Annotated in this window: 12 protein-coding genes and 1 pseudogene; 6 read left to right on the top strand and 7 right to left on the bottom strand. The window is 62.5% G+C overall.

Annotated elements, in window-relative coordinates:
* Nucleotides 1–150: 150 nt before the first annotated feature.
* Nucleotides 151–744 carry an N-acetyltransferase family protein gene (locus tag ACVMIH_RS32235; RefSeq protein ID WP_456864569.1) on the bottom strand — a complete coding sequence of 198 codons (594 nt, stop codon included), beginning with the start codon at nucleotides 742–744 and terminating at the stop codon, nucleotides 151–153.
* Between the two features lie 190 nt (nucleotides 745–934).
* Here ACVMIH_RS32235 and ACVMIH_RS32230 point away from each other — a divergent pair, with 190 nt between their 5' ends.
* Nucleotides 935–2,551, top strand: a complete 1,617-nt coding sequence (locus ACVMIH_RS32230; protein ID WP_456864567.1) for an AMP-binding protein — start codon at nucleotides 935–937, stop codon at nucleotides 2,549–2,551.
* A gap of 126 nt (nucleotides 2,552–2,677) precedes the next feature.
* Nucleotides 2,678–2,917: a hypothetical protein gene (locus ACVMIH_RS32225; RefSeq protein ID WP_141340218.1), complete on the top strand. Its 240-nt coding sequence runs from the start codon at nucleotides 2,678–2,680 to the stop codon at nucleotides 2,915–2,917.
* 324 nt (nucleotides 2,918–3,241) lie between these two features.
* Here ACVMIH_RS32225 and ACVMIH_RS32220 read toward each other — a convergent pair whose 3' ends face one another.
* On the bottom strand, nucleotides 3,242–4,618 hold the full coding sequence (locus tag ACVMIH_RS32220) for a SagB/ThcOx family dehydrogenase (protein WP_456866592.1): 1,377 nt from the start codon (nucleotides 4,616–4,618) through the stop codon (nucleotides 3,242–3,244).
* A gap of 92 nt (nucleotides 4,619–4,710) precedes the next feature.
* Nucleotides 4,711–6,957, bottom strand: coding sequence for a TOMM precursor leader peptide-binding protein (locus tag ACVMIH_RS32215; protein ID WP_456864565.1), 2,247 nt, complete (start codon nucleotides 6,955–6,957; stop codon nucleotides 4,711–4,713).
* 966 nt (nucleotides 6,958–7,923) lie between these two features.
* Between ACVMIH_RS32215 and ACVMIH_RS32210 the strand changes: the two genes are divergently transcribed.
* The 3 genes from ACVMIH_RS32210 to ACVMIH_RS32200 all read left to right on the top strand — a co-directional run bounded on the left by ACVMIH_RS32210 (nucleotide 7,924) and on the right by ACVMIH_RS32200 (nucleotide 10,118).
* Entirely contained in the window at nucleotides 7,924–8,793 is an 870-nt protein-coding gene (locus tag ACVMIH_RS32210) for a VOC family protein (protein WP_456864563.1), read from the top strand.
* A gap of 654 nt (nucleotides 8,794–9,447) precedes the next feature.
* The gene (locus tag ACVMIH_RS32205; RefSeq protein ID WP_057016389.1) at nucleotides 9,448–9,699 is read left to right on the top strand and encodes a C40 family peptidase; all 252 of its coding nucleotides are present in this window, start codon (nucleotides 9,448–9,450) and stop codon (nucleotides 9,697–9,699) included.
* A gap of 164 nt (nucleotides 9,700–9,863) precedes the next feature.
* Nucleotides 9,864–10,118: a hypothetical protein gene (locus tag ACVMIH_RS32200; protein WP_141340215.1), complete on the top strand. Its 255-nt coding sequence runs from the start codon at nucleotides 9,864–9,866 to the stop codon at nucleotides 10,116–10,118.
* Between the two features lie 3 nt (nucleotides 10,119–10,121).
* On the opposite strand, the pseudogene ACVMIH_RS32195 reads toward ACVMIH_RS32200, so the two are convergent.
* A pseudogene (locus ACVMIH_RS32195) lies at nucleotides 10,122–10,469 on the bottom strand (TetR/AcrR family transcriptional regulator); the annotation flags it as partial.
* Here ACVMIH_RS32195 and ACVMIH_RS32190 point away from each other — a divergent pair.
* Nucleotides 10,463–10,693 (top strand): hypothetical protein, encoded by a 231-nt coding sequence (locus tag ACVMIH_RS32190; RefSeq protein WP_456783405.1) that lies wholly within the window; start codon nucleotides 10,463–10,465, stop codon nucleotides 10,691–10,693. The pseudogene ACVMIH_RS32195 and the gene ACVMIH_RS32190 overlap by 7 nt on opposite strands.
* Before the next feature lie 41 nt (nucleotides 10,694–10,734).
* Here the strand turns inward: ACVMIH_RS32190 and ACVMIH_RS32185 are convergent, their stop codons facing one another.
* The 3 genes from ACVMIH_RS32185 to ACVMIH_RS32175 form a co-directional block, all read right to left on the bottom strand.
* Complete coding sequence (locus tag ACVMIH_RS32185; protein ID WP_057016392.1) at nucleotides 10,735–11,460, bottom strand: hypothetical protein; 726 nt, start codon at nucleotides 11,458–11,460, stop codon at nucleotides 10,735–10,737.
* A 108-nt stretch (nucleotides 11,461–11,568) separates the two neighbouring features.
* Entirely contained in the window at nucleotides 11,569–11,811 is a 243-nt protein-coding gene (locus tag ACVMIH_RS32180; protein ID WP_076825188.1) for a hypothetical protein, read from the bottom strand.
* 177 nt (nucleotides 11,812–11,988) lie between these two features.
* Nucleotides 11,989–12,984: an NAD(P)H-dependent flavin oxidoreductase gene (locus tag ACVMIH_RS32175; protein WP_456853420.1), complete on the bottom strand. Its 996-nt coding sequence runs from the start codon at nucleotides 12,982–12,984 to the stop codon at nucleotides 11,989–11,991.
* Between the last annotated feature and the right edge of the window lie 65 nt (nucleotides 12,985–13,049).

Raw genomic sequence — 13,049 nt, 5'->3', positions numbered from 1 at the left:
ATCTTGCATCAATGATCGTGTCATCCTATTTCCGTTGCATTTTTTGCAACGTTGGCACCGACCGGCGAAAGCCGGCATGACCGCGACCGTTGCCGTCATGGATGCAAACGGTACGAGGACGGCGAAGCGATTCCTCGGCCAGTCCTCGTGCTACTCGATCGCACCGGGCGCACCGCCCGGTTCGAGCTTCTGCACGTCCGCCACATTGACGCCAAGCACGACGATGTCGTGCGCCTTGCCCTGAAGGTCTTTCACCTGATCGCGCAACAGCGCCTCGGCTCGGAAGCCGAGTGCCTCGAAGATCGCGATCGCGCGGGTCTGGTCCGACGTCATCTGCACGGTCAGGCGTTCCAGGCCCATCGACAACGCGAGGTCAAAGGCCTCATTGGAAAGTGCCCGTCCGATGCCGGTGCCGCGTACATGCGAGGAGATCACGGTCCTGATCTCGCCGACATGAGCCGACCACGACACGGGGTCCCGCACGATTGTGCCGCACCCCACCACGATGTCGTCCTTCACCACCAGCAGGCTGACGATCGAGCCGCGCTCGATCTCCTTGATCCAAGCCGATAGCACCTTCGGCTCACGGATATTCCGCGGCAGGAAAAGCATGTCGTGCACGGCAAGCGCGTTGGCAAATTTCCCGACGGCGGCTTCGTCGGCAGGCCCCATCAACCGAAACTCGACGTCCCCGCTCTCGAAGTTGACGCGACGCGGATAGGATCGCATCTTGATGGTCCTCATGCAGATCACTCGCTCAATCGAAATCCAGACTTCGCCGCAACCAATTTGCGGGCTCTGCGGCGTTTCTTCCTGCAGTCCTGCACGCGAGAGCCAGATCAAGCAAGCCGAGCGCACCGATGTCCGAATATAACCCCTGAGACGGCCTGTTTGCACCTTTCCGAACGACGATGAGCACAAGAGCTTGTTGCCAATGACCAATACAAACCCTTCCAGGGACGTCGACGAACGTCCGCTTCACGAGATGCTCCGCAGCCATGCCCGCGAGCGGCCGGAAAAGCCGGCCTGCATCTGGTATGGCCGTGCCATCACGTTCCTCGAGCTCGATCGCGCGAGTGATGCATTCGCGGCGCGCCTGCAGCAGCTCGGCGTCGCCAAGGGCGAGCCGGTCGCGCTGTTCATGAACAACTGTCCGCAATACCTGATGGCGCAATACGGCATCCAGAAGATCGGCGCCATTGCCTCGCCCTGCGGGGCGCTGAACAAGGAGCACGAGCTCGCCTACCAGCTCGACGATCTCGGCGCGCGCGTGATCGTCGCGGCCGAACCGCTCTTGCCGATCGTGGCTCAGGTCCGTGACAAGACCAGGCTCGAGCATGTCTTCGTGGTCCGCTACCCGGACCTGCTGCCCGAGCGGCCGCCGATCGGCGTTCCCGACGAGCTGTTCGCATCCGGCTCCAGGCCGGCCGGTACGGCCGGCGAGATCGAGGACTTCCTCGCCGTCACCGCAAGCGGCGCGTCGCCCCGCGATGTCGCGATCGACATGAACGATACGGCGCTGATGATCTACACGTCGGGCAGCACGGGTCGGCCCAAGGGGGCGATGCTGTCCTATCGCAACGTCATCTTCAAGACGGCCGCGACCGTGACGTGCAACGGGATCGGCGCCGAGGACGTGCTGCTCTCGATCGCGCCGCTTTATCACATCGCCGGCATGGTGATGGGCGTCAATGCACCGGTCTATGCCGGCGCGACGTCCGTGCTGCTGTACCGGTTCGATCCGCTCGTAACGGCCCAGGCGATCGACCGCTATCAGGTGAGCTGGTGGTACAGCGTCGCGCCGATGAACGTCGCGGTCACGCAGCTCCCGAACATTTCCGACTTCAGGCTGAAAAGCCTCCGCGTCAATCCCGTGACCAGTTTCGGCATCGACTGGACCGAAGCGCTTGCGGGGCAATGGCAGGCCGTCGCGTCGAACTGCGAGAGCTTCGAGGCGGCGTACGGGCTGACCGAGACCCACACGGTCGACACTTTCATGCCGCGCAACGCAATCCGCTGGGGCACGCATGGCAGGCCGGTGCCCGGCAACGAGATCCGGATCGTCGATCCCGACTCCGGCACGGACATGCCGGCCGGCGTCCCCGGCGAAATCGTGATCCACGGCCCGGGCGTATTCAAGGGTTACCGCAATCGTCCCGACGCGACCGCGGAAGCGCTGCGCAATGGCTGGCTACACACCGGCGACATGGGCAGCCTCGATGCCGACGGCTATCTGACCTTCATGGGGCGCTTCAAGGAGATGATTAAGGTCTCCGGCTACAGCGTCTTCCCGGAAGAGGTCGAGTCGATCCTGAACAAGCACCCCGACGTGGCGGCGTCGGCCGTGATCGGCGTGCCCGACGCAACCAAGGGCGAAGTGGTCAAGGCCTTCATCGTCCTGGCGCCGCGCGCCGAGCTGGACACCGCCCAGCTCGCGGCATGGGCGCGCCAGAACATGGCGCCTTACAAGGTGCCGCGCGATGTCAGCTTCGTGACCGAGTTGCCGCGCTCACCGGCCGGCAAGCTGTTGCGGCGGCTGCTCAAGGACTGACGCAAAGCTGCCCGACCGGCCGATGGCGCGCGCTGGAAATCCCGATCAGCTCATGTCCTAAAATCACTCCCAACCTGGTCCGACGACACCTTTTCGCGGCTCGATACCCATGTTTGGCATGCCTCTTTGACCCGACGATTCATCGGCAAAGACCAAATTGCAGCCTGCGACATGTTCAGTCACGACGACGAAAGCTCGAGCATCAAGTACCGGCGACGTATGAAACGGATGATCGAAGCGCTCAGCAGAGAACTGACGCTGCAAGGCATTATCGGTCAGGGGACGACCACGGATCTGCGGGTGGACATTATCAGCCTGGCCGAAACCGCACTCATGGTGTGTGACTTCGATAAGGTCGCGGACTGACGCGTCTCCTGGACAGAATGAAAGACTTTCGTGCGCCGAGCGACCTTGCCGGCCGCCAAAGAACCGGCACACAGACCCTCGGCAGATAGGCACTTCGAAGACTGAAAGCTGTCATCTTGTTGGTATTGCTGTTGGTATCCGCAGCAATCGGCGGCTAAAACTATTGCAAATTCAATTCGTTATGCCATTAGGCGATTATCGGCCAGGGGCACCATTCATCCGCACGAAGGCTCGTCCCGGCGTAGCCCGAAGGGCGAAGCCGAATCCCGCCGCTGGGCGCCATTCGCGTGCGATCCAGGCCGTAAACATTCGAAAGACCTCCCCTTAGCTAGAGGGGGCCGGTTTCCTGCCGCGCCCGAGCGCGAATTGACCGACCGGGCCCTCCACGTGGAATTCAAGCCCCGTCATTTTTGCAAACAGATCGATGTTGCAGGTGCCGATTGCGCAGCCACCAAGGCCCATGTCGGTCGCCGTCAGATAGAACGTCTGGATCAGGTTGCCGACGTCCTTCAGGATCAGCGAATATGCGATTGAGCTGTATTTCCAGGAGATCCGCCCAAAGCGCGCGGCGATCGTGATCAAGACCTGCGGTGGACCGGATGCGTCCATGGCAAACTCGGCCGCCGTAGAAAGCGCTTGGAGTTGTTGGGCGGAGGTGTCGATCGCGACAAGCGCGTGGCTGCCCGCGTCATAGTGGTAAAGTCCACGTGCAAGCTCCCCGCAGTTCAAGACCGCCAAGTATAGTTCCAGCTCATACGCGCCGCCTGCCGACGGATAGGGTCTTGCGCTGTAGGTGACCTCGGGACCGCCGTCAAAATCTGCACCGATCTTCCATTCCGAGAGCACGCGGGCTGTCGTGTCGAGAAACTGCGCGAGCTCGGCGAGCGTGACCGGATGCTGGTCGTCGAAATCTCGTATTGAATGGCGTTCGCGCAACAGCTTCGCGAAGTGCGAGGCCGACCCCGACGTGGAGAATTTGCCGAGGTCGATCTTCTTGCCGGGCCAAGGCGGACGCACCGCGGGTAGCGGTGGAACGACGCCCGCATGGGTGAACGCGCCGCCCACTGGATTAGTGTGCCGGCCCTCCGTGCTCCTCGTATGAAACACGAGATCGTGGAAGTCCCAGAGAACGAGATTGCCGTCGCCTTCATTCACCCGAAGGCCGTCGCCGTCTTTCGCATTGAGCCTAATCAGCATCTTGCTGTCGATCAGCAATCCGAGCAGATCGAGGTTCGCGGAGGCCGCATGGCGGCGAAGGTTGCTGATCTTCTGAGGCCGCGACAGGGCAGCGAGGGTGGCAGCGATGGCGGGATCGAAAATCCGAAACAGCGCGCCGGCGCGCGGCGATTCCAGCACCATCTCGCTGTCGCGCCTGCGCAGATAGGCGAAGCGCGACAACACAATGGTATCACCGCTCCCCAGCTTTGCGCGTTGTGGCCAGTATTCGGCGACCTGCGGCTCGATGACCACGAGGTCTTGCTCGTCACGCGGAGAGCATAAGCGGTATTCGAGAAGTCCATGCCCTGCCAGTCGCCGCACGAGGGCATGAACCTGCCTCGCGAGGACGCCTTTGCCCGCAAAGGAGGCGAGCGGCAGGCCGCTGGTGAGATGTCCCGCACGGTCGACCGCTGCCGCGCTGAATTGTCCCAGATTGATCGAGTAGCCGCCCAAACCTGCAGCGATGCTTCCGTCCGCCTGCATGTGAAGGGAGCAACGACCGTTCAATCGGGCGACGATGACGGGTGCGATCTTCCTGAGCTTCGTTTTCCGGAAGTTGCGCAACGAGCCAGCCTTCAGGTGTGTGGAAGGAATGGCGTGAGCTCGCTTTCCAGTCGCGGACGATTGAGCAATCCGAGCTTCATCGGAACATCGTAAAGTCGGCCGGGCGCGAAGCGGCGATAGAAATGTCGCAACCCCGGAACGAGCACTCTGACGACGGGCACCTCGACATCGGGCCGCGTCTGGTCGAGCACGAGGAAATCAAATCCCGCGCCGGTGGCAATCTCGATGCAGGCATTGACCTGGTCGCGCGCGTTGTCGTGAACCTTGAGGCTCGGCGCCGACGGCACGATCGGATTGTCGCTGGGGATCAGGAACGGATAATCGTCCAGTCGCAGCGGCGTGACACCGTCCAGCGTCGGCTTCTCGCCACTTCCGCCGCCCATCATGCCAATCGACATGAACTGGGTCAGTTCGGTGAGGGAACGCAGCAGGGCTATGCGGCGATCGAAATGCGAGCCGGAACCGAATTCGATATTTTCGTGTCCGTTCTGCATCCAATGGATGATCGCCACGTAAGAGGGAATGCCGAGATCGCTGGTGATGTCGAGCACCCAAAGCCTGCGCCCCGCATCGGCAAGCTGGGCTTGCAGATCCCGCACATAGGGATCTTCGAATTGCGCGAGGTCGACTTCTGCACGTTGCAGCCGGTTGTACCACCAGATCGCGTAGGCGTCGCGTTCGACCAGTTCGAGGAAGCCTTGAACGATGGCTTCCTCCCGGGTGTTGCCGGCCGCGCATCCGTTGGAATCGGTGTGGAAGCCGCCATAGAAGAAGTACAAGAGACCCGTTGGAAGATGTTTGAAACGCTTGTCGCGTAACGACCAGACCGGCGACCACTCCGTCTTGGTCGAGGGATCGAGCGGCTCAGGCACCAGATGTGAATCGTCCGGCTGCGAGGTGTGTCTGTTTTGAAACTGCGCGTCGCTGAAAAGCTGTACTTCGTTGGGAAGAAGAGCGTCGCCGGGAGCGAAATCGACAAAGCGGCGCTTCGTCCTGATCTCGTCCCCCTGGAAAATACCCGAATAGCGCTCGATCGCCTCCATCAACGCGCTTGCCTCGCCCTGCTCGGCTGTGGAGCCCTTGCCGAAGCTGCCGCCGCTCAATCCGGATCTGAGCTGGTCGACGTTCCAGGCCGGCGCCGAGAAATTGTGGTAGGCGAAAAAATTCGTGTTCATCGGCAGATCGGCCTCGATCCGCTCGAGCCGCGAGACGACGCCGGTCAGCGGACTGACGTGCTTGCGGAACCGTGCTACGGTGGCTCGCGACGTCACGGCGCGGTAACCGCCGCTGGTCATGACGAGCTTTCCGCCCTCCGCGATCTCGATCGGCGCTGCCGCCCGGCGCGGACTCTGCAGCTTCCTGCTGCCGCAGGTAGGACACTGCGGGCGTCGCGCGACGTAATGCTTGGCAATGACGGCACCGGTCAGGTCGAAGCTTGCGATGTGATCGCGCAGATCGGTACGAAATCCCGAGGCAATCGCTTTTGCAATTTCAACAGCAGCGAAGTGGATGCCGATCTGTCCGACGGCGTCGCCGACCAGGGGCGATACGGCGACCACCTGCGCCGCTCTGCGATCGAGAAATCCCTTGATCTCCCGATTGCGTATCATGCGATCGAACAAGCAAGTCCAGCAGGCGCTCTCGCCCGGCTTGAACACGGGTCCCACCAGCGGAAACACGCCGGACGGCTGCGCCAGCAGCCAGGGCGTCCCATCGCCAAAGCGCTTTCCGTTCAATTCGACGAGCCGCCGGTCAAGATAGTCGTTCGCCAGTGTGATCGTGAGCTTGGGCGACCGCTTGGTGATCCGAACACCGAGCTTGCTCAAGGCCGCGGCAAGTTCGTTGGCGCCTTTGACATCGATGGCTTCGACCCGCACGGGGCAATCGCGGAGATTCTGTTCTGCGACCTCGGGGGGGAGGCCGAGACTCGCCCAATATCCATCGACGGCGCCTGCGAACGCGTGCGGCGCGCCGCTTACAACATATCGGCGCTCCAGCAGCCGCCTGATCGCTTCCTCGATCTTGTCGGCGGGAAAATTCTTTGAGAGCTGCCGAACGATCTCTGGTGCAGCCTTACCATTTTTGCCGATCGCCGCGGCCACCGCACAATAGAGATCACCATGCAGGAAGAATTTGCGGTTCTCGGAGTAGAGGCAGACCACATCGGGAGGAATCACATAAGCGGTAAAGTTCGGCGCGAATCGCAAAATGCCCTTGCGGCTCTGCCTCGCGGTGCGGCTCTTGCCATTGACTGTCATCGGGGCGGCACGCTGATCCTGTTGCTGTCACTTCCGATCGCCGGCGCGCGGCGAACCATTGGCATTGCGCGACTTGTGCGCCGCGTTCGCCACCGGCATTCTGCGAGCAATTTGGATCACACTCGCCCACCGTCGGCAAGCTGATCAGCCAGGCGCGGCGAATGTATAACGAAAGCAAAAAATTGGCCGGGTCGTTCGGGCGCCCGGCCAATGAAATCGCGACGTGTCGACGCCCAGTCAGTGAGCGCTAGCACCAGCGGCAGCGGCCCCAGGATGCACAGCAGCCTGCGCATGTGACCAATGGCACGCCTACGCCGATCCAACCAACGCCGCAGCCGCCACATCCACCGCAACCGACACCGCAGCGGCAGCCTCTGCAGGCCCTGCATCCTCCGCAACCCCTGCAGCCTCCGCAACCTCTGGCGCCTCCGCAGCCACGGCAACCACCGCATCCCCGCGCGAGCAGCACGCGGCCTCCGACGCTTTCATCGTCGATGAGATTGAGGTGAAAGGTGGCGAGACTGACGTCGGCGAGTTCTTCCTCACTGAGCGTCGTCATATGGCCCGGCGCGAAGTTCGGCTTGTGTTGAACGTCGTCGGAGGGCACGGCGGAGGCATATGCGCTGCCCGCGAGCGAAAAAGTCAGACCGGCTAATCCCAGCGCCGGTACCGCGGCGTTGGTCGTTCGCTTCTTTCTCGAAGCTTGCTTCGCCCGCTGCATGGCCGCATCCTCCCAGTTTGGAAGAAAGGACTTCCGAAGCACCATCTTACGCCGAGCGAACGAGGCAGACAAGAATTACGATATACACAAAATGTAATAGAGCTCGTTCTGATTGCATTCATCTTCATGAACGATATCGCGCAATTTGGTCGATTAAATCGAGAATCCGCGCCCGTGGAGCGGATTGCAACGGGTGCAATTTGATGCAGTGCGCAATCGTCGGTCCGCTTGAAGGGGAAATTAGCTTGGTCGATCAACTCGGACGCTTCGCTTGGTATGAGTTGCTGACGACGAACATGTCGGCAGCAGCCGCATTTTATGGCAAGGTCATCGGCTGGGCGGTGGAGGATGCGTCGACTCCGGAATTCGCCTACACGCTGCTTACTGCAGGCGACGCCCCGGCAGTTGGACTCATGCATCTCCCGGAAGAAGGGCTGCGATTGGGAGCGAGGCCGAGATGGGTCGGCTACATCGCCGTCGACGACGTGGATGCGAAAGCCGTGCAGGTCCGCCGTCGTGGGGGCGCCATTCTGATAACGCCGACCGCCAGCAATATTGGCCGAATTTCGGTGGTCGCCGATCCGCAAGGAGCGACGTTTGCACTGGTTTCCGGGCTGACATATGGCCAACGGCAGTCCAGCGGATTGGACGAGCCTGGACGCGTGGGCTGGCACGAGTTGCTGGCTGAAGACCGGAACAAGATCTTCCCGTTTTACGGCGAGCTTCTTGGCTGGCAGAAGGCTCACGCTGAAACCGGGCCGGCCGACCTGTACGAATTGTTTTCGGCGGCCGGCCAGACGATCGGCGGAATGCTCACCAAACTTCCGAGCGTATCGCAACCCTGCTGGCTCTATTACTTCAATGTCGATGACATCGGTGCGGCTGCCAAGCGCGTTGATGCTGGCGGGGGCCGGGTCCTCCAAGGTCCAATCGAGTTGCCCGACGGTTGCTGGATCTTGCGATGTGCCGATCCCCAAGGGGCTCTATTTGCGCTACAGGGAGCTTGGGATCAGAAAGGCACTGAGCGACCCTCCGCCTCGGAACTCAATTGGTCCGCCAGGTGGGGCGATGTCGCTTCACAGGGCAAATTGGTCCTTCACAAGACCAAGCGATAGGTCGGAAACGTGTCGACCTTGTCCGCAGCTGAATTATACAGGTATTTAGATTAGGTAGATTGCGCATTTGTATTCTGAATGGTGCACCACGCTTCGCCTTTGCAGGCTTCGCGTGGCGCGGCCGCGAAGCCTGCAAGGGCGAAGCGTGTCCGGCGAAGCTCGAGCAACGCGAAAGCGAAGACGGACTGTTTACAATCACCACACCGCACTGACTCACGATCGGCAGCCGATCCTAGGCTGGCCGGCTCGACAACGCGTCGCTGTCCGAGAGCACAACCGCGGTGATCAAATTAGCAGCCATTGCGCGGACCAAGCCTGACGTCTTCGGCAGTGTCGCGGCCGCCTGACGGGACGTACCGGCCATATTTTGGCCATAGCCCGTTTCTTAAACGCCTGCGCGGGCCATGCCCCGCCTTCGTTATGCGTCGCCTGACCGATGCGGTCGCTTCGCAAGCCAATCGCAGATCATCGCTGCGCTTCCCCCCACAACATGGATGGTCTGCCAACAGCAAGAAGGACTTTGTAATGCGTAAACTTCTCGCCGCTGTGGCGGTTCTTTTGGCGTTCGCTTCAACTGCCGAAGCCCGCGGCCGTCACCATCACCATCGGCACTCTGCACATTCCGGTCGCCCAGCTGCGTGGTGCGGCTGGTTCATGCGCACCCAGGTCGGCAGCGATCCCGGTCCGCAATTCAATCTGGCCCGATCCTGGGCAAGCTACGGCACCAATGCCGGCGGCCCCTCGGTCGGCACCATCGTGGTTTGGCGTCACCACGTCGGCAAGATCGTGGGTCAGGAGAACGGCCAGTGGATCGTGCAGAGCGGCAACGACGGGCATGCCGTGCGCACGCGGCCGCGCTCGCTGGCTGGCGCCATCGCATTTCGAAATGCCTACGCTTCGTTCTAAAGCGCGATGAGATTGGGTCGAATCGTCATCGCGCTTTGGCCTCTTGTTTGAGCATGATCTTTTTCGGAAGACCGCTGCGCACTTTTCCGGATGATGCTTTAGGGAACCTCGACGCTTCAGCTGACATGCGAGCTTGCGACAGCCGGGCGGTATACGAACCGTTCATGATCGCACCTTACGCTGCAGCAGGGTTTCGCCCTGAAGCCCTCAGACGGGCGCCGTCATCTGTGTTGACCAGATGGCGGCGCCTTTTTCAGGAGCCAATTGGCTTGCCCCAGAAGTCGAAAAAAGTTGCGACGGCCGCTCAGACTGTTTCTTACTGGTCGGCCGCTTACGTCAGTCTCTGCAATGGCGTGACGGTTTTCGCTGTGACCGGCGGCGTGCTCGGGTTTCTGCTGGTCGCCAAGCACTATCTGTGAACTTCAGCGCTTTCCGAGACTCCTCAGATCGCGCAGAACATGTCGACCATGGCGTCGGCATAGGTCGCGATCTCGGCGGGCGTTCGCGGGCTCTCGGAAAAATCCTTGCCCACCGTACTTAGCGTCGTCGTGATCAGATCGCCCGCCGTCGCGCACCGCGCCGGACGCTTTCGGCAACGCCTCGCGCATGAACGCTTCGACGATGCGCTCGCCGGATGCCCGCGCCTCGCGCGCCTCGGGGGCATCGCGATAGAGCGGCGCGGCATCGCTCAGCGCGACGCGTACCGCGGCTTCCTCGCATTCGGAGCGGATGAAGGCGTGCACCAGCGAACGCAGCCGATCCAATGGCGGCCAAGTCGGCGATCAACATTTCCGACGATGCGCTGCTGAAGGAGATGTTCAAGGATTGGGGGACGTTTCAGACCCGGCTGGCGCAAGCCATCGAGAAGAAGTCGCCAAGCGACGTCAGGCAGACGCTCGAGCCCTGGCTGAAGCGCAACAAGGACTTCATGAAACAGCTGCTCGTCGAAACCCAGGGTAAGGTGGAGAAGCTGCGGCCGCCGGAGGCCCGCTAGAGCACAAGGAGCGCAGATCCGCTTCGGCCGGACCCTGCCGCTCAGATCATCGCAGCGACACGTTCGAGGCCAATCAGGCGCGCCAGCGAACGGACCTCGTTCTTCTGATCCTCGCGGAGCTGGAACAGCAGCGGCATCGCCGCCGACTTCAGCTGCTGGACCTCCTCGGAGTCCGGATCGATCGGCATGCTGCCGGATGCGGGATCGCCCTGGCGCTTGGCGTGGATCTTGCGGGCGACGGCGCGCAATGCGGTCTCGACCGCCGGCCAGTAATATTCCTGCGACGACGACAGCTTCAGCCGGTCCTTGATGCCGGCGATCTGGGCGTCGCTCAGCAGCGCGTAGCTCTTCTGCGGCGCCGGCTTGGCCGCAGCCTTGGGCTTCGGCGGCGCCGGGGCGACCGGCGCGGGTTCGGCGATCTTCGGCTGAGCCGCATCGACGGGGTCGGTGATCTTCGGCAGGCCGACATCGGTCGGCTCGACGGAGGCATAGGCCTGGCGCACCGTGTCAGTCGCGCCCGGAATCGCGGCTTGGGCCCGTAACAAGAGCGGAGACGGATTGGCGGGAGGCTCAATCGGCTGGGGCGCCTCAAACGCGGCCGCGGCAAGCGTCGAGACGGCGAGCTTGTCCTGCTTGCTGGCACGATTGGCGACCGGTCCAATGTCGGCCTGCGCCGCCGGCAGGCTGTCACGGCCCAAAATGGCTGTTACCGCGGCGCCTGCGAGGAGGAAGCATGTCAGCGCGGCGAGGGTGATGGCTCTGGTCAAAAACTACTCCATTGCCGGCCGGTGTCACCGCAAACTGCGCGCGAAATGCGGCGGTAGCGTGCCGTGACGGCGCCAAATAGGTGAAATTGTCCCGAAACGGCCGGAAAATCAGGCCGCGACGTCAAGCTCATAGGCTTCCTGGATGTCGGCGACGATCTCATGCGCCGTCCAGAGCGCGCCGGGCTGGACCGTGTGCATGCTGACCGTCCAGTTGGTGCGGCGGGTGCGCGGCGTGCTGACAATGTCGAATTCGACCTGACGGCACAGCGGATGCCGCTGCAGGGCGTAAAACACCCGGGTCCGGAGCTCGTCGAGCGATGCCGGGGTCTTGGAGAGCGCCTCAAAGGCCATGTCGCATTCCCACAAACTGCCGGGCGACCAGCCGTGGCGGCCCGTGACGCTATTGTTGGGACTGGCATGGTTAATGCCGCGTTAAGCGGATGGGCGGGATTTGAGTGCTGCTATTTCGCGAACCAGCGGGCCTTCGGGCACCAGTTGGCGCGAAGGGAACGCGTCAAAGCAGCGACTCTAGAGCCGCACCCGCGCGCTCGCCGCGTCATACTCCGCGATCGTCTGCGCCACGAGTTCGTCGACGCCGAGCACCCCGGTCACCCCTGAGGTGGAATGACCGCCGCTCCAGATATCGCGCCAGCGTTTGGGGCGGCTTTCGCGGGCGCCGATGTCGATGTCCTTGCCGATGTCGATCGCGCCGCGCGCCGGCAGATCGTCGGGATCGAGACCGGCGGCCTCGATCGAGGGCCGCAGCATGTTGGTCTGCAGGCCGGTGAACGCCCTCGTGAGCAGGATGTCGTCGGCGGTGGAAGAGACCAGCATCTGCTTGTACCTGCCGTCCGCCATGCTCTCGCGCGTCGCGATGAACTTGGTGCCCATATAGGCGAGGTCGCAGCCGAGCGCCTCTGCGGCGCGGAGCGCGTGGCCGTCGCTGATGCCGCCGGCAAGCACGATCGGTCCATCGAAGAAGCCGCGCACAGCGCGGACGAACACGAACGGATTGAGCCAGCCGGTCTGGCCGCCTGCACCCGCAGTGAGCAGCACGAGCCCGTCGGCGCCGGCTGCTGCCGCGCGCTCGGCATGGCGGATCGAGGCGACATCGGCGAACACCAGCGCGCCGGCATCGTGCAGAGGGCCAAGCACCGGCGCGGGCGAGCCGACCGAGGTGATCACAAGCTCGGGCTTGTGCCGCAGCAGCACGGCGAGATCCTGGGCCAGCCGCGTATTGGAGCGATGCACGATCAGGTTCGGGCAAATCGGCGCGGCTGCTTGGCCGCTGGCATCGGCATGTGCCTGCAGGCGGCGCGCGATGTCGTCGAGCCAGGCATCGAGCTGTTCCGTCTCACGGCAATTCACCGTCGGAAACGAACCGATCACGCCGTTGCGGCAGGCGGCTACCACCAGCTCGACACCGGAGACCAGGAACATCGGTGCCGCAATCAGCGGCAGCCGGAGGCGATCGCGAAAACGCGCGAGAAGATCGGCGGACAAGTTGTTCCTTCCCATCATCATTGTGTTAGCGTTGCCGCCAACATTGGCACGACAAAAGCCAAAGACAAAGGCGGGAGGGACAACCA

The organism is Bradyrhizobium sp. USDA 4503, assembly GCF_054055815.1.
Note: the sequence above shows the minus strand (reverse complement) of the source record. Positions and strands in the feature narration are given on the sequence as shown.

Bases quoted from the DNA above. Each gene is read 5' to 3' on its own strand.
- ACVMIH_RS32235 (WP_456864569.1), bottom strand. From the start codon at position 744: ATGAGGACCATCAAGATGCGATCCTATCCGCGTCGCGTCAACTTCGAG.
- ACVMIH_RS32230 (WP_456864567.1), top strand. From the start codon at position 935: ATGACCAATACAAACCCTTCCAGGGACGTCGACGAACGTCCGCTTCAC.
- ACVMIH_RS32220 (WP_456866592.1), bottom strand. From the start codon at position 4,618: ATGCAGGCGGACGGAAGCATCGCTGCAGGTTTGGGCGGCTACTCGATC.
- ACVMIH_RS32215 (WP_456864565.1), bottom strand. From the start codon at position 6,957: ATGACAGTCAATGGCAAGAGCCGCACCGCGAGGCAGAGCCGCAAGGGC.
- ACVMIH_RS32205 (WP_057016389.1), top strand. From the start codon at position 9,448: ATGCGCACCCAGGTCGGCAGCGATCCCGGTCCGCAATTCAATCTGGCC.
- ACVMIH_RS32200 (WP_141340215.1), top strand. From the start codon at position 9,864: ATGATCGCACCTTACGCTGCAGCAGGGTTTCGCCCTGAAGCCCTCAGA.
- ACVMIH_RS32190 (WP_456783405.1), top strand. From the start codon at position 10,463: ATGGCGGCCAAGTCGGCGATCAACATTTCCGACGATGCGCTGCTGAAG.
- ACVMIH_RS32180 (WP_076825188.1), bottom strand. From the start codon at position 11,811: ATGGCCTTTGAGGCGCTCTCCAAGACCCCGGCATCGCTCGACGAGCTC.
- ACVMIH_RS32175 (WP_456853420.1), bottom strand. From the start codon at position 12,984: ATGATGATGGGAAGGAACAACTTGTCCGCCGATCTTCTCGCGCGTTTT.